Annotated in this window: 19 protein-coding genes and 1 tRNA gene; 11 read left to right on the top strand and 9 right to left on the bottom strand. The window is 53.4% G+C overall.

The window, feature by feature from the left end; genetic code table 11:
* Positions 1-13: 13 nt before the first annotated feature.
* From deoC to AUQ43_RS04510, 7 genes are all read right to left on the bottom strand, one after another.
* Positions 14-847 (bottom strand): deoxyribose-phosphate aldolase, encoded by an 834-nt coding sequence (gene deoC, locus AUQ43_RS04540; protein ID WP_084271985.1) that lies wholly within the window; start codon positions 845-847, stop codon positions 14-16.
* Between the two features lie 195 nt (positions 848-1,042).
* The gene (locus AUQ43_RS04535; RefSeq protein WP_062954892.1) at positions 1,043-2,179 is read right to left on the bottom strand and encodes a succinylglutamate desuccinylase/aspartoacylase family protein; all 1,137 of its coding nucleotides are present in this window, start codon (positions 2,177-2,179) and stop codon (positions 1,043-1,045) included.
* A gap of 116 nt (positions 2,180-2,295) precedes the next feature.
* On the bottom strand, positions 2,296-3,039 hold the full coding sequence (locus AUQ43_RS04530) for an ABC transporter permease (RefSeq protein ID WP_062954891.1): 744 nt from the start codon (positions 3,037-3,039) through the stop codon (positions 2,296-2,298).
* A gap of 3 nt (positions 3,040-3,042) precedes the next feature.
* Positions 3,043-3,735 (bottom strand): ABC transporter permease, encoded by a 693-nt coding sequence (locus AUQ43_RS04525; protein ID WP_062954890.1) that lies wholly within the window; start codon positions 3,733-3,735, stop codon positions 3,043-3,045.
* Positions 3,736-3,850: 115 nt separating this feature from the next.
* A complete protein-coding gene (locus AUQ43_RS04520) occupies positions 3,851-4,648 on the bottom strand; it encodes a transporter substrate-binding domain-containing protein (RefSeq protein WP_062954889.1) in 798 nt (265 codons plus the stop codon).
* A gap of 92 nt (positions 4,649-4,740) precedes the next feature.
* Positions 4,741-5,502, bottom strand: coding sequence for an ATP-binding cassette domain-containing protein (locus AUQ43_RS04515; RefSeq protein WP_348657893.1), 762 nt, complete (start codon positions 5,500-5,502; stop codon positions 4,741-4,743).
* 383 nt (positions 5,503-5,885) lie between these two features.
* A complete protein-coding gene (locus AUQ43_RS04510; RefSeq protein ID WP_062954887.1) occupies positions 5,886-7,832 on the bottom strand; it encodes a methyl-accepting chemotaxis protein in 1,947 nt (648 codons plus the stop codon).
* 288 nt (positions 7,833-8,120) lie between these two features.
* On the opposite strand from AUQ43_RS04510, the gene AUQ43_RS04505 reads away from it, so the two are divergent.
* A complete protein-coding gene (locus AUQ43_RS04505) occupies positions 8,121-9,095 on the top strand; it encodes a TAXI family TRAP transporter solute-binding subunit (protein ID WP_062954886.1) in 975 nt (324 codons plus the stop codon).
* A 115-nt stretch (positions 9,096-9,210) separates the two neighbouring features.
* The gene (locus AUQ43_RS04500; RefSeq protein WP_062954885.1) at positions 9,211-11,451 is read left to right on the top strand and encodes a TRAP transporter permease; all 2,241 of its coding nucleotides are present in this window, start codon (positions 9,211-9,213) and stop codon (positions 11,449-11,451) included.
* An 82-nt stretch (positions 11,452-11,533) separates the two neighbouring features.
* Here the strand turns inward: AUQ43_RS04500 and AUQ43_RS04495 are convergent, their stop codons facing one another.
* Both AUQ43_RS04495 and AUQ43_RS04490 read right to left on the bottom strand, forming a co-directional pair.
* Positions 11,534-11,872, bottom strand: a complete 339-nt coding sequence (locus AUQ43_RS04495; protein WP_062954884.1) for a zinc ribbon domain-containing protein YjdM — start codon at positions 11,870-11,872, stop codon at positions 11,534-11,536.
* A gap of 107 nt (positions 11,873-11,979) precedes the next feature.
* Positions 11,980-12,069, bottom strand: a tRNA-Ser gene (locus AUQ43_RS04490).
* A 161-nt stretch (positions 12,070-12,230) separates the two neighbouring features.
* On the opposite strand from AUQ43_RS04490, the gene AUQ43_RS04485 reads away from it, so the two are divergent.
* The 9 genes from AUQ43_RS04485 (at position 12,231) to AUQ43_RS04445 (ending at position 21,526) form a co-directional block, all read left to right on the top strand.
* Entirely contained in the window at positions 12,231-13,055 is an 825-nt protein-coding gene (locus AUQ43_RS04485; protein ID WP_147250479.1) for a YdcF family protein, read from the top strand.
* Positions 13,056-13,077: 22 nt separating this feature from the next.
* Positions 13,078-14,082, top strand: a complete 1,005-nt coding sequence (locus AUQ43_RS04480) for a lytic transglycosylase domain-containing protein (RefSeq protein WP_062954882.1) — start codon at positions 13,078-13,080, stop codon at positions 14,080-14,082.
* 74 nt (positions 14,083-14,156) lie between these two features.
* Positions 14,157-15,200, top strand: a complete 1,044-nt coding sequence (locus tag AUQ43_RS04475) for a septal ring lytic transglycosylase RlpA family protein (protein WP_062954881.1) — start codon at positions 14,157-14,159, stop codon at positions 15,198-15,200.
* 143 nt (positions 15,201-15,343) lie between these two features.
* Positions 15,344-16,522 (top strand): D-alanyl-D-alanine carboxypeptidase family protein, encoded by a 1,179-nt coding sequence (locus tag AUQ43_RS04470; protein WP_181838575.1) that lies wholly within the window; start codon positions 15,344-15,346, stop codon positions 16,520-16,522.
* Positions 16,519-17,175 carry a dTMP kinase gene (gene tmk / locus AUQ43_RS04465; protein ID WP_062954879.1) on the top strand — a complete coding sequence of 219 codons (657 nt, stop codon included), beginning with the start codon at positions 16,519-16,521 and terminating at the stop codon, positions 17,173-17,175. The genes AUQ43_RS04470 and tmk overlap by 4 nt, the downstream gene beginning before the upstream one ends.
* Positions 17,176-17,182: 7 nt before the next feature.
* The gene (locus AUQ43_RS04460) at positions 17,183-18,289 is read left to right on the top strand and encodes a DNA polymerase III subunit delta' (RefSeq protein ID WP_062954878.1); all 1,107 of its coding nucleotides are present in this window, start codon (positions 17,183-17,185) and stop codon (positions 18,287-18,289) included.
* A gap of 86 nt (positions 18,290-18,375) precedes the next feature.
* Entirely contained in the window at positions 18,376-19,941 is a 1,566-nt protein-coding gene (metG, locus tag AUQ43_RS04455) for a methionine--tRNA ligase (RefSeq protein WP_062954877.1), read from the top strand.
* A complete protein-coding gene (locus tag AUQ43_RS04450) occupies positions 19,938-20,750 on the top strand; it encodes a TatD family hydrolase (protein ID WP_062954876.1) in 813 nt (270 codons plus the stop codon). The genes metG and AUQ43_RS04450 overlap by 4 nt, the downstream gene beginning before the upstream one ends.
* Before the next feature lie 2 nt (positions 20,751-20,752).
* Positions 20,753-21,526: an MBL fold metallo-hydrolase gene (locus tag AUQ43_RS04445; RefSeq protein ID WP_062954875.1), complete on the top strand. Its 774-nt coding sequence runs from the start codon at positions 20,753-20,755 to the stop codon at positions 21,524-21,526.
* The last annotated feature ends 51 nt before the right edge of the window (positions 21,527-21,577 follow it).

Below are 21,577 nucleotides of genomic sequence, written 5' to 3'. Positions count from 1 at the left end.
ATAGTGATGAATTTTAATAGTTGCCAGTCGGGGCAGGTGTATCGCCCGGTTTCGAACCGCATGTTTCCAGCAATGCAGTCAAAACACCACTTGCACCAAACCGGAAGGTTTCCGGCTTTGCCCATCCATTGCCCATGATGTGGTCTGCAATGGCAAGATAAAGGGCTGCATCATCGGTGGTTTTCACTCCGCCGGATGCCTTGAATCCGGCGTCAATACCGTCTTCGTCTCTGGCATCTCGAGTGGCAGTCAGCATGGCTACTGCGGCCTCGGGGGTTGCGCCGACGGCTACCTTGCCAGTTGAGGTTTTAACGAAGTTTGCGCCATGCTTGATGGCAAGGCGGGCGGCTTCATAAAGCTTTCCCAGATCATCAAACTCGCCGCTTTCAAGGATGACTTTCATGGTGGTCATGGTGCCGCACGCCATCCGGGTGGCATCAACAACCTCGGTTGCGGTCGCAACGTCGCCATCAAGAAACGCCTTATAAGGGAACACCAGATCAATCTCGTCCGCGCCCTTGGAAACGCAGTTGGCGGTCTCGTCACCAACGCGCTGGGCGTTGGTGCCACCTTCGGGGAAGTTCACCACAGTTGCGGTTTTCACACCCGATTGGCCCAGTGCACGCCACGATGTTTCAATAAACGGGGCATAGACGCAAACGGCGGCCGTATTTCCGACCGGGGTTTGCGCGCGCTTGCACAGGGCTTCAATGACCTGTTCATTGTCATCGTCATTCAGGCTGGTCAGATCCAGAACAGAAATGGCGCGTCGGGCCGTATCGGCATCTGCCATGGCCTCGTCCTTTGCGGCAGAAATCACTTCTGAAACGGTATTTGGATCAAACATCAAACATTCCTTGTATTGCACCGCTACTGCGTCTGGTGCAGTTAGTCCGTCAACTCGCCCGATACCATCTGGCACGAACGCGAAAGACGGATCCATCAGCTGCCCTGCAAGGTATCCAACCTTCAAGCGGCAATCAATCGATCCGTCTCAAAACACAGTTTCAACAAGAACACAGAAAAGAGCTCTGTCACGCTACTAGGACAACAAAAGCTGACCTTCACGTCCTTCAAGCGGCTTCTCGCCCGCGACCGAACATAGATACCCGCCCGGAACCACCAGACGGATCCCGATGCGTGAATATAGAACACCATCCGTTCGGCTGGAGAACGGTGTTTTCTCGCCGGTCTCACAATCAAGAACATACCCCAGCTCCTGACCTGCGGTGACCTTTGCTCCGGCCTCTGCGCCAAACACAACCATGCCACCATGCGGGGCCATAACGCGATCAACACCCGAAAGCGGGGTCGCATCACATTTGGCTTCGGGCAGGGGGCCGGGATCACCAGCGACCAGCCCACGACGCTGCAGGAACTTGTACATGTTCTCTGCATCCTTGATTGCGTATTCGTCATAAACGTCCCGATCACCACGCAGCTCAATCGTGGTTGCCAAGGTCGCCATCGGGATCGGGAAGCTATCACCATAGGCACGGCGCAGTTCGACCCATGGTCGGCTGAACGCCTCGTCAAACGGATTGTCGCCGCTGATCTCGGCAATCAGGCTGCATTCCGAGCCGATCTGTGCCGAAAGGTCGGCAGCATCCGGCCAGTTATGGTCACTGATGTAAAGATGCATCGGCGCTTCCCAGTCGCAATGCAAATCCATGACGTAGTCCGCATCAATCGCAAGTTCCGCAAGGGTCAGACGCAAATCCTGAAGATCGGTCAATGGACTGACGTTCTTGCGATGTTCCTTGATCAGACGGCGCAATTCAGCCCGGATCAGCGCAACGTTTTTGTCGCCATCCTGGCCCAGTTTTCCGTCAACGGCGTCAATCAATGCTGGACTCAGGTCAGGGTAGTGGCGGTTAAAGTTCTGACCGCTGCGCATCTCAAAACGGCCAAGCGGTTTCATATCGACATACTGGGTAAAGCCAATCGGGTTGGCAAACGGCACAACGACGATATCGCCGGTGATCTCGCCCTTTGCGTCGGCTTCCTTCAGAAGAACTTCAAGGTGGTGGAGCGTAATGACACCGGGCAATTCATCGGCATGCAAAGCAGCCTGGAAATAGGCCTTTGGGCCTTGGCCGGGCTTGCCATAACGGCGGACTGTCAGGGCGCGTGACGTACCCATCTGCGGGCGGACGAGTTCAATGCGTTCTTCTTGCATTTCGAAATCCTGAAAGAGGGGGGTGTGGGGCAAAACAACCCGGCCGGATCAGGACACCCAACCATTGAGGCTGGCAATGTCCGTCTCTGAATACCGGGTTTGATATGGGTAGTTGATCAGGCAGATGCCGCTTTAGGCTTGCCGGATTTTGGTTCCTTGCGTACTTCGCTACGGCGCAAATACCGTTCAATCCCTTTGAAGCCAAAGGTCAGCGTGTAAACGATGATCAGATAGATCACGCCTGCTGAGATAAATGCTTCATAGGGAAGGGCAGTACGGGCAACGATTTTGCGCGCGGCACCCGTCAGCTCCATCATGGTGACAGTGGATGCCAGCGACGTCGCCTTCAGCGTGAAAATCACGTCGTTGGTGTAAGCAGGCCAGATCATTTGCCACATGCGCGGGAAGATGATTCGCCGATAGGTAATCCACGGGGACATACCGCATGCACGCGCGGCTTCCAGTTCACCATTCGGGACGTTCTGAATACCACCACGCATGATTTCGGCGACATAGGCAGCTGTATTCAAAACGAATGTCAGCAGGCAATACCAGTATGGATCACGCAAATAGGTCCAGGTCCAGTGATCCTGAATGCCATCAATTTCTGCTACCAACTGCCCGACGCCATAATACATCATGAACAGCTGCCCGATCAGCGGTGTACCACGGAACACATAGATAAAGGCAAAGGGCAGGGCCTGTATCCAGACCTTTTTAGAAACGCGGGCCACGGCAAGTGGAATGGCCAGAAGGGTGCCCAACGTAACCGAAATGACCAACAACTCGATGGTCAGTAGAAAGCCGCGCCACAGCCACGTGTCATACTTGCCAAGAACGTATATGAAATCTTCAAACATCTGCTACGCCCTCGCCACACCGCGGGCCGCCCGCTTTTCAAGATAGTTGAAGACCAGAAGCGAAACCGTTGTAAATGAAAGGAACATCAGCATCGCCACCAGATAGAAAGTGAACGGTGCCTTTTCCGTTCCGGCACCGATGGCGGCCTTGCGCATGATTTCCTCAACACCGACAACTGAGATAAGTGCGGTGTCCTTGATCAGGACCTGAAAGAGGTTATTAAGCCCCGGCAGGGCAAAGCGCCAAAGCTGCGGCAGTTTGATGCGCATGAAAACTTGCATTGGCGTCATGCCACATGCTGTCGCGGCCTCGATTTGGCCAAGCGGAATCGATTGCATGGCTGCTCGGAAAACTTCGGATGCAAATGCACCCTGGACCAACGCCAAAGCCGCGACACCAGACCAGAAGGCAGGAATATCAACACGGGTTTCTTCGCCGGAAATAAGCTCTGCAAGGCTTTGGACGGCGATGGTGCCGCCGAAATAAATCAACAAAATAACAAGAAGCTCGGGAATGCCACGAATAAGAACGGTATAGCTTTCCCCAATCACACGCAGTGTGCGATAGCGCGACAGCTTTGCCGACGCGCCCAACAAACCAATAACAATCATGAATGGCAAAACGGTTAGGCAAAGCTGAACTGTCACCAGTCCCCCTTCAAGCATCTGCCAGCCGCGGCCGTATAAATCGAGCATGGTATCTCCAGATTTCCTTGATGCTGCCCGTGCTTTTCACCCCTGAATTACAAGCAACGCGCAACAATAAGGGAAGGGCGGCGAACACTTCGCCGCCCTGAATAGATCAGGCAGATCAATTCGGATGCAGATCGATCGCCGGGAAGTATTTCTTGTTCAGCTCTTCGTAAGAGCCGTTTTCAAGCATTTCAGCCAGTGCCTTGTTGAAGATTTCCTTCAGGTCCTGGTCTTCCTTGCGGATACCAATACCGGCACCTTCGCCGAACCACTCGCTCGGTGCGAACTGGTTGGAAACGAAACCATAGCCTTCGCCTTCTTCCGAGTTAACCCACGCTTCGAGGGTACCGGAATCAGCAAGCGTTGCATCAATACGACCAGCAGTCAGGTCAAGCAGAGCTTCGTCCTGCGTACCATACATGCGGATTTCGGTATCCATGAAGTTATCTTCAAGGAAGTTCGCATGGGTGGTCGAACGCTGAACACCGATGACCATGCCATCAAGCGCGTCTTCAATGACTTCGCCGTCTTTGTAAGCGGTGATGCTCATGCCGTCTTTACCGACGAACACGGCCGGGGTGTTGCTGTAGTAGTTAGAGAAGTCGATGGAACGCTTGCGCTCTTCGGTGATCGACATCTGCGCAATGATTGCATCATATTTTTTGGCCAGAAGACCCGGGATCATGCCGTCCCAGTCCTGTGCAACGATTTCGCACTCGACATTCGCGGTTTCGCAAAGCTTGTTGGCGAAATCAACGTCGAAACCGATGAGGTTGCCATTGTCGTCCATCATGTTGAACGGAGGGTAGGCCCCCTCGGTCGCGACAACGACTTTATCCCAATCAGCGTTTGCGGCCGAAGCACTCAGTGCAATGCCAACTGCTGCAGCAGATGCAACCTTGATCCAGTTTTTCATTCATAGTCTCCCTTGTTGATTGGAACGGGGCGTACGTATTGAGGTACTCCCATTCTTGCGACCACGGCACACCTGGCCCTGGTCCGCCCAGATCAGAAATCGCGCTGAAGAAACTGCTTCATGCGTTCCGATTTTGGATTCTCGAAAACATCAGTCGGGTTGCCGAATTCCTCGACCCTTCCTTGATGCAAATACATGACATGGCTTGAAACACCGCGCGCAAAGCCCATCTCGTGGGTCACCACAAGCATTGTGCGGCCTTCCTCGGCAAGATCGGTCATAACCCGAAGAACTTCACCAACCAGCTCGGGATCAAGGGCTGAAGTCGGCTCATCAAACAGCAAAACATCGGGTGATATTGCAAGCGCGCGCGCAATCGCGGCACGTTGTTGCTGGCCACCGGATACATGACCGGGATAGTAATCCCGACGTTCATACATCCCGACCTTCTTGAGCAATGCGTCAGCGCGCTCAATCGCTTCTTTGCGGGGAACACCCAAAACATGGATCGGTGCTTCGATCACGTTCTCAAGAATGGTCAGATGGCTCCAGAGGTTGAAGCTTTGAAACACCATGGCGAGTTTGGTGCGGATGCGCTGCAACTGTTTTTTATCAGCCGCTTCCTGCGAGCCGTCCTTCAACGTCTTCATGCGGATCAGTTCACCCTTAACATGAACTTCACCGGAGTCTGGCGTTTCAAGCAGGTTGATGCATCTTAAAAATGTACTTTTGCCCGATCCGGACGAGCCAATAATCGAAATCACGTCCCCGGTGTTGGCCGTAAGGTCAATTCCTTTGAGAACTTCATGCTCACCAAAGCTTTTGAACATCCCTTCGACCTGCAGGGCGGGTATGTCTGTGCTCATATCGAGTTTAAAATTTCCCTGTTGAGAGTCTTGTCTTCTTCGTTCGTCTTAGCATCTGAAACCAGATGCTCCCCCACAAGACGCGCCAAAGCGCCTCTCATTCCGTCAATAATTGCCTGTCCAACGAGAGCATTTCCACTGATATTTTGCAGTTTTGTGAAGAAAACTGCGGTTTCAGACGGTTACACATCACCATTAACGACCGCATTGCACAAATCGTGCAGCAGTAAGGGATTTTACGCAATAAAAAACTACACAGAGGTTACGCTCACCTGAGAATCCAGTTCTCATGGAGTTAAGCAGGACAGACGGAGTCCGTTAATCAGGCGCTCTGGGTTTTAGATCACACGAAAGATGTCACCATGGGGAACTCAATCATTATCACGCACTGACTTCAGGAAACCGAGTACTTCTTCGCGCAATCGATGGGCAAGTTCACGCATCTCCCGCGAGGACTGCAGAAGCGAATTGGCTTCGACACTGACCATGTTTGACGCATCAGACACAGCGGAAACATTTTGCGATACCTCCTGTGTGCCCGACGCCGCGCGTTGGACGCTATCGGCTATTTCACGCGTGGCAGCCCCTTGTTGCTCTACGGCTGCTGCGATCGCATTGCAGAACTCATTGATGCGTTCGATCGTTCCTGAAATTGAACCAATTTCCGAAACCGAGCGGGACGAGGATCCCTGAATACCATCGACCTGAACCTGGATATCGCCTGTCGCCTTGTCGGTTTGATTGGCAAGTGATTTCACCTCACCAGCAACAACAGCAAAGCCCTTGCCAGCGTCACCTGCGCGGGCGGCTTCGATGGTTGCGTTCAAAGCCAGAAGATTGGTTTGCCCGGCAATATCCTGAATAAGACCAACGACCTTGCCGATCCGTTCAGCTGCTTCTGCAAGCTCCGTGACAGTTGCCGATGTGCTGTTGACGCCGTCAACAGCCTCGGTTGCCACTTCGATGGATTGCGTCACTTGCGCCCCGATTTCGCGAATAGCGGCGGAAAGCTCTTCGGTGGCAGACGCGACGGCCTGCACATTTTCCGTGGTAATATTTGCTGCATTGGAGACAGCAGCAGCGCGTGACGTCGACTCCTCTGCATTGGCCGACAACTGTGTTGCCACTGACTGCGTTTTTTCCGCGGCATCTGCGACGGTTTCCACGATTGAAAGCACGCTCTGTTCGAAGTTGTCCGCCATCTGCTCAAGCGCACGTTTTCGCGCTTCCGCAGCCCGCTTCGTTGCTTCTTCGTTTGCATGCGCCAAGCGTTCGACTTCGGCTGCATTATTCTTGAACACAAGCACCGCAGCGGCCATCGCACCAATCTCGTCTTTGAGCTCTGTTCCTGGAACCTCGACGTCTTTCTGACCTTGGGCAAGCCGGGTCATGGCAGAAGTCATGCTCATAACCGGACCTGAAACCCAAACGCGCACCAAAACGCCCATCAGCCCCATGATCGCCAGGACGGCAATTACGGCGGTAATAATCGCCGTGTAGCGGAACTCGTAAAGTGAAGCATACGCTTCATCCCGATCCAGAGCGAACCCAAGATACCAGTTTACCGAGGGCAGGCCGCTCACACGAAAGAAGGTGAAGAGCTGTTCCCCACGACCTTCTTTGATATTGTCCATACCTTCGGTCACTGTTGGTGTGTCTTCAGGGAAAACATCAGACAGGGGTTTTAGTGTGAACTCGGCATTCGGGTGGATCAGGACCGTTCCCTGATCGTTCACAAGGAAGCCATACCCGATACCCCCAAGGTCAATACTGCGCACCAGATCACCGAGAATACCAATATCAATGTCCCCCCCGACAACACCGAGTAGGTTGCCGTCTTCGGAAACCGGCGTGGTCGCCGTGACAATCAGTTGTCCGGTGGAGGCATCAGTGTAAGGTTCGGTCAAGGTACTGTCGCCCACTGCAACAGCGTCGGCATACCAGGGACGTTTACGTGGGTCGTAATCGGGCGGCAACTCATCAGGTGGATACATCGTCATCACACCATCCGCACTGCCGAAATACGAAAATATGAATGACTCGGCAAAGGCTTCACCACTTGCAACCGCCGACACATTCTCTGGTGAACTGTCACGTGCAATGCTGTTGGCAAGGCTCTCAACCAAGAGGCGGCGACCATCAAGCCAATTCGAAATACCAGCCGTCGCCAACGAACCGCTTTCGGTCAGTTTCGATTCTAAGGAGGTTTGGATCGACGTACGCTGCTGATAGTCAAAATAGAGGATAAAGGCCACGAATGTGGCAACAACGATCATCGCTGCCGCAAGCAGTATCCGGCTACCAATGTTTAACGACATTCATAAGTCCCCCAAAACACCCACGCCATCAGATACAAATGTGATTGAACGTCACGATTACAAGCCGCGCCGTCTTAGTGATCTGCGCACGTTAGATAATTCTAATTAAATCTTATAAGTACGGCGAATACAACTAAAGTCGAGCATGTCATGAGATCGACATCACTATGAAATCTCACCATTTTCGGTATTGATTAAGAACCACATTGCCATCAACCTCAAGTTTCCCCATATGAGGAAATGACTTGTGGCAGATTCTCACAAAATACCGATAAACGGAGGAAATTAATGAAACGCGCATTATTTGCAGGGATGGCGGTCGCGTTTGCGTTCGGGAGCACTGCTGCCGTGGCACAGGATCGTGATGGCTGGCCTGAGAGCTTCACCGTCGGCACAGCGTCTCAGGGCGGGACCTATTTTGCGTATGGTTCTGGCTGGGCCAACCTGGTCGCGGAAGAACTTGGAATCTCGGGTGGCGGCGAAGTCACCGGCGGCCCGATGCAGAATATGGCACTTGTTCACACCGGCGAAGCCGCCTTTGGCATGACCACCATGGGTCCGGCTGCAGAATCTCTGGCGGGTACCAACCCGATTGCACCAGGTCTGCAGATGACCAATGCGTGCGCGATGTTCCCGATGTACCAGACGCCGTTCTCGATCACCGCACTTTCTTCTTCCGGAATTACCTCGGTTGCCGATATTCCGGCAGGCGCCAAAATCGGTTTTGGTCCGGCTGGCTCGACCTCGGACACCTATTTCCCGCGCATGCTTGAAGAACTGGGTGTTGATTTCGAACGCCGGAATGGCGGCTGGTCTGACCTTGGTGGTCAGCTGCAGGACGGCTTGCTTGACGTGATCGCGTTTGCCGCAGGCGTCCCGGTTCCCGCTGTCAGCCAGCTTGAAGTTCAGACCGACGTAAACATCATCGAGTTTACCGAAGCAGAACAGAAGCAAATCATGGATGCCTTCCCGGTATCGGAGTTCGACATCGCAGCAGATACCTATACCACGCTGACCGAACCTGCACGTTCGGTTTCCATGTGGAACTTTGCGATTGCTAACTGTGATCTTCCGGAAAGCTTCGTCTATGCAGCTACAGATGTTGTGATGTCCGACAATGACCGGATGGTTTCCATCCACCGTGCGGCCCGCTCGACCGTTCCGGCGAACTGGGACAAGAACAAGGTCATGAAGTGGCACCCGGGTGCTGCGAAGTGGTTCAACGAGAATGGCGCGTCCATTCCGGCAGACATGATCAACTGATCACTGCCATCAAAAACATCTTGTAAGGCGGACTGTCCTTGTGGACGGTCCGCCATATTTCAATTACCAGCTTGCCTGTGGCCAAAAACAAACTTGCGTGAGTGCGGGGGAATAGATGTCAGATAAAAGCCAGGTGGAAGACGAACACCTCATTGCTGATGGTGTTGACGAAGAACCGGTCGAACATAACCGGCGAATGTTTGAGGGCGGGGGACTGACCTTCATCACAATCTCCGCGGCGATCTACGCGGCCTTCCACATGCTTGCGCTCAATGGCGTTTCCCTGTCGGGGATGACAGGCGGCCTGGTCAATCTGCCGTTCCTGCCAGACTTTCCACTCGAAACCTGGAACTTCCGGATTGTTCACGTTGCCGGTGCATTGGCACTTGGGTTCCTGTGGTACTCCGCCAACAGCTTTAGTGACAGCCCGGGCACTTCAACACCTCTTCTGGGGTATCTGTCTTACGTCCTTTTGGTGCCGGCTTTCATGGCGACGGGCATGGCCATCAGTTTCGCATTCGATATTCAGAATGGTGTGATGTGGAATGGCATTGATGCCACCATCAAGTTCAATGAGACTTGGCTGTTCGGAACACCGCTTTTGATTGCGACGGTGGGCGGGATCGTTCTGTCATGGTTCCACAAGACATCGCGCGACAAATATTCCGCGCCAGACTTTGTTCTGTGTGTTTGTGGTGTTGCCGTTGCGGTCTACCTGATCACGATTTATGGCACCCTCATGCGCAACTCGACCGGCACACCATTTGCGCCGATCGGGATCTCGATTGCTGCGGTTGCCGGCACATTGCTGATCATGGAATTGACCCGCCGTGTTGCCGGGCTTGCACTTGTGATCATTGCGACGATTTTCCTTATTTATGTGTTTGTCGGCGAACACCTGCCTGGCTTCCTGCAATCACCCTCAGTTACTTGGCAGCGGTTCTTCAGCCAAGTTTACACCGATGCCGGGATTCTTGGTCCAACGACGGCCGTCTCGTCGACCTACATCATTCTATTCATCATTTTTGCGGCGTTCCTTCAGGCATCCAAGGTTGGCGACTACTTCGTGAACTTTGCCTTCTCGGTCGCTGGCCGGGCCCGTGGCGGACCAGCAAAAGTTGCGATTTTTGCATCTGGCCTGATGGGCATGATCAATGGCACGTCTGCAGGCAACGTGGTGGCCACCGGTTCACTGACCATTCCCTTGATGAAGAAGGTAGGCTATCACAAGAAAACGGCAGGCGCGATTGAGGCAGCCGCCTCCACCGGTGGTCAAATCATGCCGCCGATCATGGGGGCAGGTGCCTTCATCATGGCTGAAATCACGGGCATTCCCTATACCGATATTGCCATCGCTGCCATTATTCCGGCCATCCTCTATTTCGTATCGATCTACTTCATGGTCGATTTCGAGGCCGCGAAGCTTGGCATGCGCGGCATGCGTGAGGACGAGCTGCCGCGCTTTGATGCGATGATCAAAAAGGTATTCCTTTTCCTGCCGATCATCATTCTGATCGTTGCGTTGTTCCTTGGATATTCCGTTATCAGGGCGGGGACCCTTGCAACGGTTGCGGCCGTTGTTGTCAGCTGGTTGACGCCCAATCGGGTCGGCGTGCGCTCAGTTGCCAAGGCCTTTGAACTCGCAGGCGGTATGTCGATCCAGATCATCGCCGTATGCGCCTGTGCCGGTATTATTGTCGGTGTTATTGCGCTGACTGGTGTTGGTGCACGTTTCTCGAACCTGTTATTGGGTCTCGCAGAAGCATCCCAGCTTTTGGCGCTGGTCTTCGCCATGCTTATTGCCATTCTTCTGGGCATGGGAATGCCAACAACCGCGGCTTATGCCGTCGCAGCATCCGTTGTGGCGCCAGGCCTAATTGAGCTGGGTATTCAACCGCTTACAGCACACTTCTTCGTGTTTTACTTTGCTGTGGTTTCGGCAATTACCCCGCCAGTGGCACTTGCATCCTATGCCGCAGCCGGCATATCCGGCGCCAATCCGATGGAAACGTCGGTCGCATCGTTCAAGATCGGGATCGCGGCCTTCATCGTACCGTTCATGTTCTTCTATAACTCTGCGATCCTGATGGATGGAACATATCTCCAGATCGGACAGGCTCTCGTCACCGCTGTTGTTGGCGTCTTCCTGCTATCTTCCGGTGTTCAGGGCTGGTTCCTTGGCAGTAGTGCCGTCTGGTTCCTGCGCATCTTGCTGGTCATCGCCGCTCTGTTCATGATTTCCGGCGGCCTTATTACCGACCTGATTGGTATTGGTGTTGCGATTGGCACGCTGTTTATTCAACGTGTGCTGAAACCGAAACCGGGCTCGACCTTCCGCACGGGTGGGGCAGACTAAACACGGCGGCAAAACACCGAAACGAGAAAAGCGCACCTTATTTGGTGCGCTTTTTCTTTTGGCGAGGAATGGATTTGGTCAACTACTCGGCAACCTTTTTCACAAACTCCGATTTCAAGCCCATTTGCCCGATGCCGGGGATCTTGCAATCAATGTCATGGTCACCTTCAACCAGCCGAATGCCCTTGACCTTCGTACCGACTTTCACCACCGCCGATGAACCTTTGACCTTCAGGTCCTTGATCACCGAAACCGTATCACCGTCAGCAAGCGGCGTGCCGTTGGAATCCCGCACAACAGGCGCATCTGCATGTGCGGCTGTCAGCGACCATTCATGGGCGCATTCCGGGCATATCAACAACTCACCGTCTTCGTAGGTGTAGGGGGAGTAACATTTGGGACAGGGCGGCAGTTCGCTCATATCAATAACCTTTCGACGATTGTGACGTCATGGCAGATACGGCTTGGCGTCTCGCAAAGAAGATCGTCCTGCGATTACTGAACTGGTTCTGCTCTGTCTTGGGTAAGTGGCGGAGAGGGTGGGATTCGAACCCACGGTACCCGTAAAGGCACGGCGGTTTTCAAGACCGCTGCATTCAACCGCTCTGCCACCTCTCCGCAAAACTGGTTGGAGCGCTTTGCTCTGGGCGCTTTCAATAAATTGGGGAAGATGACCTGTCAATAGGGCAATCCAATATTGCAGCGAATGCTGGCGATTTATCCGGATTTCGGTATGGTAAGCCGGTTCAAATAACCAATTGTTTTCGGAACCTGCGATCGTGTTCTACTTCCTGTCCAAAACCGTCAGCATCCTGATCAATACAGCTTTCATGCATGGCCTTTTACTCGCCATTCTCTTTGGTCTGTTGATCTTTGGACGCACGCGTAGAATCGCGATTGGCGGGCTGGTTTTCGTAACCGGGGCATCGCTTCTGATCACGGTTATTCCTGTTGGTACTATCCTGTCGCACACTTTGGAAAGCCGGTTTGAGAAGCCCGATCTTGCAAACATTGAGTTTGCAGGTGCAGTAACACTTGCAGGAAGCCTTGACCCTTCTAGCTACTTAGAACGTGGCGAAATGCATGTCGGTGCATCGGCGGATCGTATCTTTACCATGATGCGTGTCGCGAACCTGTATCCGAACAAGCCGGTCCTTTTTACTGGTGGCGATGGCAACCTTACTGATCGCGGTTTCAGCGAAGCGGTCGTGCTCGAAGACTGGCTGGACGATTCGGGGCTGAAGACACCGAATATGTTTTTTGAAACGAAATCACGTAACACGCATGAGAACGCCACCAAATCTCTTGAACTGGTTTATCGCGACTGGCCGGAGCTTGCGAAAAAACCGTGGGTCCTAATTACTTCGGCACAACATATGCCGCGCGCTGTCGGAGCATTCCGCCAGGCAGGCTGGAACGTAATCCCTTATCCTGTCGATAGATTCACCTCCAATGACATCCATTTAGCAAGTCTTAACGTCTCAGGGGCTATCAAATCATTGGGTCGTGCTTTGCGTGAATGGGTTGGGTTAACCGCTTATTACTGGACCGGCCGAACCGATGAATGGTTCCCCGGACCAAAAGAATCCGGGACTGAAAACTGATACAAATTTGGATGAGGCTTAGATGAAATTCTGGAAACTGCTTACCGCTGCCTCCGTCGTTGCCGTGATGGCAGCACATGCACCAGCCTTTGCACAGACTGATGAGAAACTTCCAGAATTTACCACCGAAGGATTTGACGAATGGCTCGTTGAATTCAAAAAAGAAGCCGCAAGCAAGGGCATTTCTGACGCAACACTCGACGTTGCCTTTGCCGATACCAAGCCGATCCCGAAAGTAATCGAATATGATCGCAGCCAGCCTGAATTCAAACTGACCTTCGAGCAGTATCTTGATCGCGTTGTGCCTCAGTCCCGAGTGAATGAAGGTCGCCGCAAATATGCTGAAAACCGTGCTGTCATTGATGCCGCAGCCAAGAAATACGGGGTGCCTGGCCATTACCTGACCGCGTTCTGGGGTATCGAGACCGGGTTTGGTCGCTTTACTGGCGGATATTCCGTTGTGGATTCACTTGCCACCCTGGCATTCGAAGGCCGTCGCGCTGAATATTTCCGCAAGGAATTGATGAACGCGCTCACCATTATCGATGCCGGTCATATCGCGCCGGAAAAGATGTCAGGCTCCTGGGCTGGCGCCATGGGGCAGGCCCAATTCATGCCGTCAACATTCCTGAACTACGCACGTGATGGCAATGGCGATGGCAAGATTGATCTTTGGGGCGCAAAGGAAGATGTGTTCGCCTCTGCTGCGAACTATTTGTCATCCGTCGGATGGCATGCAGATGAGCGCTGGGGTCGCAAGATCAGCCTACCGGAAAACTTCGATATGGAACTGGAAGGTCGCGATATCCGCAAGCCGATTGCAGAATGGCAGCAGCTTGGTGTCCGGATGCCAAGTGGCGCAGACTTGCCTGTTGCGGATATGGACGCGTCAATTGTCATCGTAAATGACGGTGAAGGCCCAGCCTATATGGTTTATAACAACTTCCATACCATCATGCACTGGAACCGCTCGACATACTTTGCAATAGCTGTTGGTACGTTGGCCGACGCGATTGCTGGTCGATAAAAACACATAATTCGAATAACGACAGTTTGACCTAAACGAGCATGGACAGAGCATCTAAAAGCGGGGACACCTTGATGCCCAAACCACGAAACAGTGCCTTGGCACATTTGCGATCCAAAGGCCGCCTCGCTATGGCGGCCGCAGCGCTTGGTATCTTGCTGGCAGGTTGTGCTGAAACTCAGCTCGCTGTTCATGGCGTCAAACGGCTCGGTGGACAATCACAACCGACGCAGATCGGAAACTACAAGATCGGCAATCCATACGAGATTGCCGGTCAGTGGTATTATCCTGCAGTCGATTACGAATACAGTGAAACAGGTATCGCATCCTGGTATGGGCCGAAGTTCCACGGCAAGAAAACGGCAAATGGCGAAATTTTCGATCAGTATGAAGTTTCAGCTGCCCATCGTACCTTGCCGCTGCCCAGCATCGTTCGCGTAACCAACCTTGAAAACGGCAAATCAATCAAGGTCCGCGTAAATGATCGCGGACCGTTTGCGCATGGCCGGATCATCGATATGTCGCGCCGTGCTGCACAGCTTTTGGGGTTCGAGCGCAAAGGCACGGCAAAGGTGCTGGTTGAGGTGGTCGAGGCAGAAAGCCGACAGATCGCGGCCATCGCACAGGGCAAGGCAGCCCCGAAAGTAAGCGTCGCGGAGCAAAGCACTGTAAGTGCTGCACCACGCGACGTCGTTGAAACGGTTCGTCTAGATGATGGCCCCATCGCTGATAGCGGGGAACCGACGACATCCCGTATCAAGCTAACACCACCTTCGGCAAACACCAGCGTTGAATCCGCTCCGCTTGACGGTGTGGTAGAAGAAGCCGCTATTGTAGAAGTAACACCGGTCGCAACATCATCGATCTACGTACAGGCTGGCGCCTTTTCCATTTATGACAACGCATTGAATCTTCGCAATCGCCTTTACGACCTTGCCCCCAGCAAGATAGAGCCGATCGAGGTCAAGGGCACTACCTTTTACCGCGTGCGTCTGGGCCCGCTTGAAACTGTGCCAGAGGCTGACATTCTTCTTGAACGTGTTATTGCAACGGGACAAAACGGCGCAAAAGTGGTTGTAGAGTGCGCAGATGGCGGTTCGGCCACATCTGGTTGTTGATTGAAAAAAGCGGGTTATGCTAGCGATTTAATATGCCGACCTCGCAGCTGTTGCACAATTCTGCCGAATTTGCGACATAAGCAAAACAGCGGATACACCGGTTCCCGGTGGTTAGAGAATTTATTTAACAGGGTTTGTATGCCATGACTTTGATGCCGCCAGTTCCGTTCAAAAACACTCTGAACCGGGTAGTGGCCGGGGCCTTTATTCTTGGTTCTGTCATGGCTACGTCGATGAGTTCTGCAAGTGCGCAGGCCATCGAGACGAATGCGCGTGAAGCATTCATTATGGATTTTGACACCGGGGCCGTGCTGCTTGACAAGGAAGGGGATACCCTGACCGAGCCAGCCTCGATGACCAAGATGATGACCGTCCATATGCTATTCAAGTATATCAAGGATGGTCGCGTTTCCATGGATGACACCTTCCATGTCAGCGAGAAGGCCTGGCGAAAAGGTGGATCGAAAATGTTTGTCGAGGTGAACTCCAACGTTTCGGTTTCAGACTTGCTACACGGGATTATCGTCCAGTCGGGCAATGATGCTGCAATCGTGGTCGCAGAAGGCCTTGGCGGGTCAGAAGAAGCCTTTGCCGAAGCCATGACTGAAGAAGCCCGCGCAATCGGGATGACCAAGTCTGTCTTTAAAAATGCGACCGGATGGCCCGCAGAGGGTCATCTTGTTACGGTTCGTGATCTTGCGATCCTTGCGCGTGATACCATTCGCAACTTCCCTGATCTTTACGAACTCTATTCCATTAAGGAATTTACCTATAACGGCATCCGTCAGCCAAACCGCAATCCGCTTCTCGGCACAAGTGCAGGTGTCGATGGCCTTAAAACCGGCCATACCGAGGCTGCCGGATACGGCCTGACAGCTTCAGCCGAACGTGATGATCGTCGCCTGATTCTTGTCGTCAATGGATTGGGCTCCGTTCGGGAGCGCCGTACGGAATCACAGAAACTCCTTGATTGGGGCTTCCGGGAATTTGACAACTATGACCTGTTCGCCGAAGGCGAAACGGTTAGCTCTGCCAATGTCTGGTTGGGTTCGGAGCCCAAGGTTGATCTTGTCGCAGACAAGGAAGTTCTCCTCACATTGCCGCGTACCGCAAGCCGCGATATGAAGGTATCAGTCGTTTACGAGGGACCGGTTCCGGCGCCGATCAGTCAGGGTGATCAGATCGCGATGCTCAAGGTCGAAGTACCCGATCAGGACACGATCGAGTTTCCGCTCTACGCCGCCCATGATGTCGGACGCCTTGGTTTTGTTGGCCGTATCGGGGCAGCGATCAAATATCTGCTCTGGGGGGCAAACGGGTGACACCTAAGCCCGGTTTGTTCATTAGTTTCGAAGGTGGCGAAGGCAGCGGAAAGTCGACCCAGATACGCTGTCTTGAAAAGTGGTTTCGCGATCAGGGTCAAGATATTGTTGTTACCCGTGAACCCGGTGGGTCGCCGGGGGCAGAAGAAATCCGCAACCTTATTCTGACCGGTGACCCCGGACGCTGGGACCCCGTGACAGAGGCGCTTTTGATGTTTGCGTCACGCCGCGATCATGTTGAGCGGACCATTCGTCCGGCACTTGATAGCGGCAAGATCGTCCTGTGTGACCGGTTTGCTGACTCATCTGTCGCGTATCAGGGATACGGCCATGGTCTTGGGGCTGATTATATCCGCAAGCTTTGGCAACTGGCGATCGGTGACTTTAAACCCGACCTGACCCTGATTTTTGATCTGCCGCTTGAACTTGGCCTTGAACGCGCAAGCGAACGGTTTGCCAATGTCAGTGCAGCGGAAGATCGTTTTGAACGCATGGGGCTGGAATTTCACCAACGCCTGCGCGATGGCTTCCGCGAAATTGCTTCTGATGAGAAGGACCGTTGTCAGATCATTGATGCAAGTGGTGACATTGAGACAGTAAGTGAACGGGTTATTTCGGCCGTTACGTCCCATATTGCCGGGCAGGGGGCCTGAACCGAACATGGCCAAGGACGATCTTCCCGCTGAAGAAAACCCCTTCGAACCACGCCGAAATGATGCACTTCTTGGCCATGAAGAGGCCGAGAAAACCATTCTGGATGCCTGGAACAGCAAACGCATGCATCACGCCTGGCTGCTGTGCGGCCCCAAGGGCGTTGGCAAAGCAACACTGGCCTACCGCATGGCGCGCTTTATTTTGTCTGGCGGCGGTGAAAATGGCGGCGCTGGCCTGTTTGGCGATCAGAATGACGGCCTTTATGTCGATCCTGAGGATCCGGTTTCAAGGCGTATTGCCGGTGGAGGACATGGTGACCTCAAGGTTATTGAACGCCTGTATGACGACAAGAAAAAACGTCTGCAGGGCGAAATCACGGTCGCCAACGTGCGTACCGTTGGCAATTTCATGTCCAAGACATCGGCCGAGGGGGGCTGGCGTATCGTCATTGTCGATGCGGCAGATGAGCTGAACCGCAACGCCGCCAACGCGATCCTCAAGGTTCTCGAAGAACCGCCGTCAAACGCCATGATGATCTTGGTTGCCCATCATCCGGGGCGCTTGTTGCCAACCATACGTTCACGCTGCCGGCGCCTTAATCTTGCGCCGCTTGACGATCATCAGGTTGTCGATCTTTTGGGACGCTATTGCCCGGACATGGATCTTGGCGCACGTGACGCACTTTCGGGGCTGGCAGAGGGCAGTATAGGTCGCGCGCTGCAGCTTCACGATGTCGGCGGGCTTGAGCTATATACCGATCTTGTAAACATCATCGCAGCTCTTCCGAATGCAGATGTTGCGGCCCAACACAAGTTTGCAGAACGTTTTTCACCTGCAGACAAGGATGCGGCCTTCGCCACCATCGCCGAATTAATGCACTGGTGGCTTGCGCGGATGATCCGGTTTGCTGCCACAGGGCAGGCCCCCAGAGAAGTCGTTGACGGTGAACTGCCCGCAATGCAACGTATGGTCGCCGCGCAACCGCTTGATCAATGGCTAGAGGTGTGGGAAAAGATCAACGAACTGATGGGCGCGACCCGCGGTTTGCATCTTGATCGCAAGCAAGCCTTGCTAAATGCATTCTTCATGCTTGAAGAAACCATGCGAACCTGACATCACTGCCCACATACCGAAATTTTGACCATAACGGCCCAATTCGGGCCGTTTTGTTTCACGACTTGTGTGAAGGATTTGCGACCATGACCGGGCACAAACAGCCCTATTACATCACGACACCGATCTATTACGTCAATGACAAGCCCCATATTGGCCATGCCTATACCACGCTTGCCTGCGATGTGCTGGCCCGCTTCAAGCGCCTGGACGGTTACGACGTGATGTTCCTGACCGGAACCGATGAACATGGTCAGAAAGTCGATAAATCGGCCGCGGCCAAGGATATTGATCCGCAGTCCTTCACCGATCAGGTGTCGCAGAACTTCCGCGATCTCGCTGTTCATATGAACTATTCCAACGATGACTTCATCCGTACAACGGAAGAACGCCACAAAAAGGCCTGTCAGGCGCTTTGGAATACCCTTCTTGAAAAGGGCGAGATCTATCTTGGCTCCTATGACGGCTGGTATTCTGTCCGTGACGAGGCGTTCTACGCCGAAAAGGAACTGATCGAAAAAGACGGCGAAAAACTTGCTCCAACCGGCGCACCGGTGGAGTGGGTGTCTGAACCCAGCTATTTCTTCAAGCTTTCTGCTTGGGGCGATCGTCTGCTTGAGTTCTATGAACAGAACCCTGATTTTATAGCGCCGCAATCACGCCGTAACGAAGTGATCAGCTTTGTGAAAGGCGGCATGCATGATCTTTCTGTCTCGCGCACCAGTTTTAAATGGGGTGTTCCTGTTCCAGGCGACGAAGATCACGTCATGTATGTCTGGCTGGACGCACTGACCAACTATTTGACCGCGATCGGCTATCCCGACGCCGATCCGGCCAAACTTGAAAAATACTGGCCGGCAGACCTGCATATGGTTGGCAAGGATATCCTGCGTTTCCACGCTGTTTATTGGCCGGCCTTCCTGCTGGCTGCCGGCATTCAGCCCCCTAAGCGCGTCTTTGCCCATGGCTGGTGGACCAATGAAGGCCAGAAAATTTCCAAGTCGATCGGCAACGTGATTGATCCTTATGATTTGACTGATAAATACGGTCTGGATCAAACGCGTTACTTCCTGATGCGCGAAGTCCCGTTTGGCAATGATGGCGACTTTGCCCATCGCGCCATGGTCAACCGCATGAACAGCGAACTGGCCAATGATCTTGGCAATATGTGCCAGCGCGTGCTGTCGATGATCCACAAGAACTGCAACGCGGCAATCCCGACACCGGGCGCGCTCACCAGTGCAGACAAGGAGATCCTCGCCAAAGCGCATGGCATGCTTGATACCGTGCGTCCGCTGTTTGAGGAACAGGCCTTTAACAAGGGGCTTGAGGCAATCTGGAGCCTTGTTGGCGATGCAAACCGCTATGTCGACGAAATGGCGCCCTGGGGCCTGAAAAAGACCGATCCGGCACGCATGGAAACGGTTCTTTATGTTCTGGCCGAAGTCATTCGGCACGTTGGTATCCTTGTTCAGCCCATCATGCCTGATTCTGCATCGAAGATCCTTGATCTTCTGGTGCTTGGTGATGAGCAACGCGGGTTTGATGCACTTGGTCCGGACAATGCGCTGAAACCGGGATCGGAAATCCCGAAACCGGCGGGTGTCTTCCCGCGCTATGTCGAGACCGAAGACGAAGGAGAGAAGGCATGAATGTCGCCCTTGTCGACAGCCACTGCCATCTGGACTACCCGCAGTTCTCCGATGATCTGAGCGGGACTCTTGCGCGGGCCAAAAATGCCGGTGTCGGCATGATGGTTACCATTGGTGTGAAACTCACAACCTTTGAAAACGTCCGTGCCGTAGCCGAACAATCAGATCATATCTATTGCACGATTGGCGTTCATCCGCACGAAGCAGGCGAGGAGGGGCTGACAAGCCCCGATGCCCTGATCGCAAAGGCATCCGATCCGAAAGTCATCGGCATCGGCGAAAGCGGGCTTGATTATTTCTATGACAATTCCCCGCGTGAAGCGCAGCAGGAAAGCTTCCGAGCTCATATCGCGGCCTGCCGCGAGACCGGCTTGCCGTTGATCGTGCATACCCGCGATGCGGATGACGACACGATGGACATCCTCGAAGAAGAGTATGAGAAGGGGCCGTTTACCGGCGTCATTCACTGCTTCTCGAGCTCAGCCACGCTGGCACAGCGGGCACTTAAGATCGGTTTCTATATCTCCTGTTCGGGCATTATTACCTTCAACTCTGCCAAGGAAATCCGGGCGGCTCTTGAAGATGTCCCGCTACATCGGCTGTTGGTCGAGACAGATGCGCCGTATCTGGCCCCCGTGCCAAAACGGGGTAAACCGAACGAGCCAAGCTATGTCGCCCATACAGCTGCCAAACTTGCAGAAATCAAGGGCGTTGACGTCGAAGAAATCACGCGAATAACAACGGATAACTTCTTTAAACTGTTCACAAAAGCAGATCGCAACAATCTGTTGGCGCTGGGAGCAGAGTAACTGTGACAAAAGTAACCATCCTTGGCTGCGGCTCCTCGAATGGTGTGCCATCGGTTGGCCTTGGGTGGGGAAAGTGCGACCCGGACAACCCGAGAAACCGGCGTTTGCGGAGCTCGATCCTGATTGAGGAAGCCGGCAAAAAGATCCTGGTCGATGTCACACCTGACTTTCGTCAACAGGCGCTAACGCACAACATCAATCATGTTGATGCGATCCTGTTCACCCATTCACATGCCGATCATGTGCATGGCATTGATGACGTGCGATGGCTGAATGTCGCGATGGAAAGTCCGATCGATATCTATGCCAATGCGCAGACGATCTCGGACATTGATCACCGTTTCAATTATGTCTTTACACCGCTGCCAGATGGCGTTGAATTCTATTTCAAGCCTGTTTTGATCCCGCATGTCATCACAGGCCCGATCAAGCCAGCAGGGGTCCCAATCACCGTTTTCTCGCAAGACCACGGCTATGGCGAGACGCTGGGATTCAAAATCGGCAAGTTTGCCTATTCAACTGATGTGGTTGAATTTCCCGACGAGTCCAAAGAACATCTCTATGATCTGGATGTCTGGGTGGTGGACTGCTTGCGCCATCGTCCACATAATACGCATGCACATCTGGAAAAGCTTCTGGGATGGGTTGAAGAATACAAACCCAAACAGGTCTACATGACCCACATGAGCATCCAGTTTGATTACGCACAGGCGATGGCCGATACACCAGACCATGTCGAACCAGCGTATGATGGTCTGGTGATTGAGGTTAATTAGGAACCGGGGACCTCAGAGGTGGGGTCAATAGACCCATCTTTTAGATCACAC

Source organism: Thalassospira sp. MCCC 1A01148 (genome assembly GCF_001613795.1).
GTDB lineage: Bacteria > Pseudomonadota > Alphaproteobacteria > Rhodospirillales > Thalassospiraceae > Thalassospira.
The sequence above is the reverse complement of the archived record's forward strand: the minus strand, read 5'-3'. Positions and strand labels throughout refer to the sequence as shown.

Excerpts from the sequence above, each read along its gene's own strand:
- deoC (WP_084271985.1), bottom strand. The coding sequence starts at position 847 with ATGTTTGATCCAAATACCGTTTCAGAAGTGATTTCTGCCGCAAAGGAC.
- AUQ43_RS04535 (WP_062954892.1), bottom strand. The coding sequence starts at position 2,179 with ATGCAAGAAGAACGCATTGAACTCGTCCGCCCGCAGATGGGTACGTCA.
- AUQ43_RS04530 (WP_062954891.1), bottom strand. The coding sequence starts at position 3,039 with ATGTTTGAAGATTTCATATACGTTCTTGGCAAGTATGACACGTGGCTG.
- AUQ43_RS04525 (WP_062954890.1), bottom strand. The coding sequence starts at position 3,735 with ATGCTCGATTTATACGGCCGCGGCTGGCAGATGCTTGAAGGGGGACTG.
- AUQ43_RS04520 (WP_062954889.1), bottom strand. The coding sequence starts at position 4,648 with ATGAAAAACTGGATCAAGGTTGCATCTGCTGCAGCAGTTGGCATTGCA.
- AUQ43_RS04510 (WP_062954887.1), bottom strand. The coding sequence starts at position 7,832 with ATGTCGTTAAACATTGGTAGCCGGATACTGCTTGCGGCAGCGATGATC.
- AUQ43_RS04505 (WP_062954886.1), top strand. The coding sequence starts at position 8,121 with ATGAAACGCGCATTATTTGCAGGGATGGCGGTCGCGTTTGCGTTCGGG.
- AUQ43_RS04500 (WP_062954885.1), top strand. The coding sequence starts at position 9,211 with ATGTCAGATAAAAGCCAGGTGGAAGACGAACACCTCATTGCTGATGGT.
- AUQ43_RS04495 (WP_062954884.1), bottom strand. The coding sequence starts at position 11,872 with ATGAGCGAACTGCCGCCCTGTCCCAAATGTTACTCCCCCTACACCTAC.
- AUQ43_RS04480 (WP_062954882.1), top strand. The coding sequence starts at position 13,078 with ATGAAATTCTGGAAACTGCTTACCGCTGCCTCCGTCGTTGCCGTGATG.
- AUQ43_RS04475 (WP_062954881.1), top strand. The coding sequence starts at position 14,157 with ATGCCCAAACCACGAAACAGTGCCTTGGCACATTTGCGATCCAAAGGC.
- AUQ43_RS04470 (WP_181838575.1), top strand. The coding sequence starts at position 15,344 with ATGACTTTGATGCCGCCAGTTCCGTTCAAAAACACTCTGAACCGGGTA.
- AUQ43_RS04460 (WP_062954878.1), top strand. The coding sequence starts at position 17,183 with ATGGCCAAGGACGATCTTCCCGCTGAAGAAAACCCCTTCGAACCACGC.
- metG (WP_062954877.1), top strand. The coding sequence starts at position 18,376 with ATGACCGGGCACAAACAGCCCTATTACATCACGACACCGATCTATTAC.
- AUQ43_RS04450 (WP_062954876.1), top strand. The coding sequence starts at position 19,938 with ATGAATGTCGCCCTTGTCGACAGCCACTGCCATCTGGACTACCCGCAG.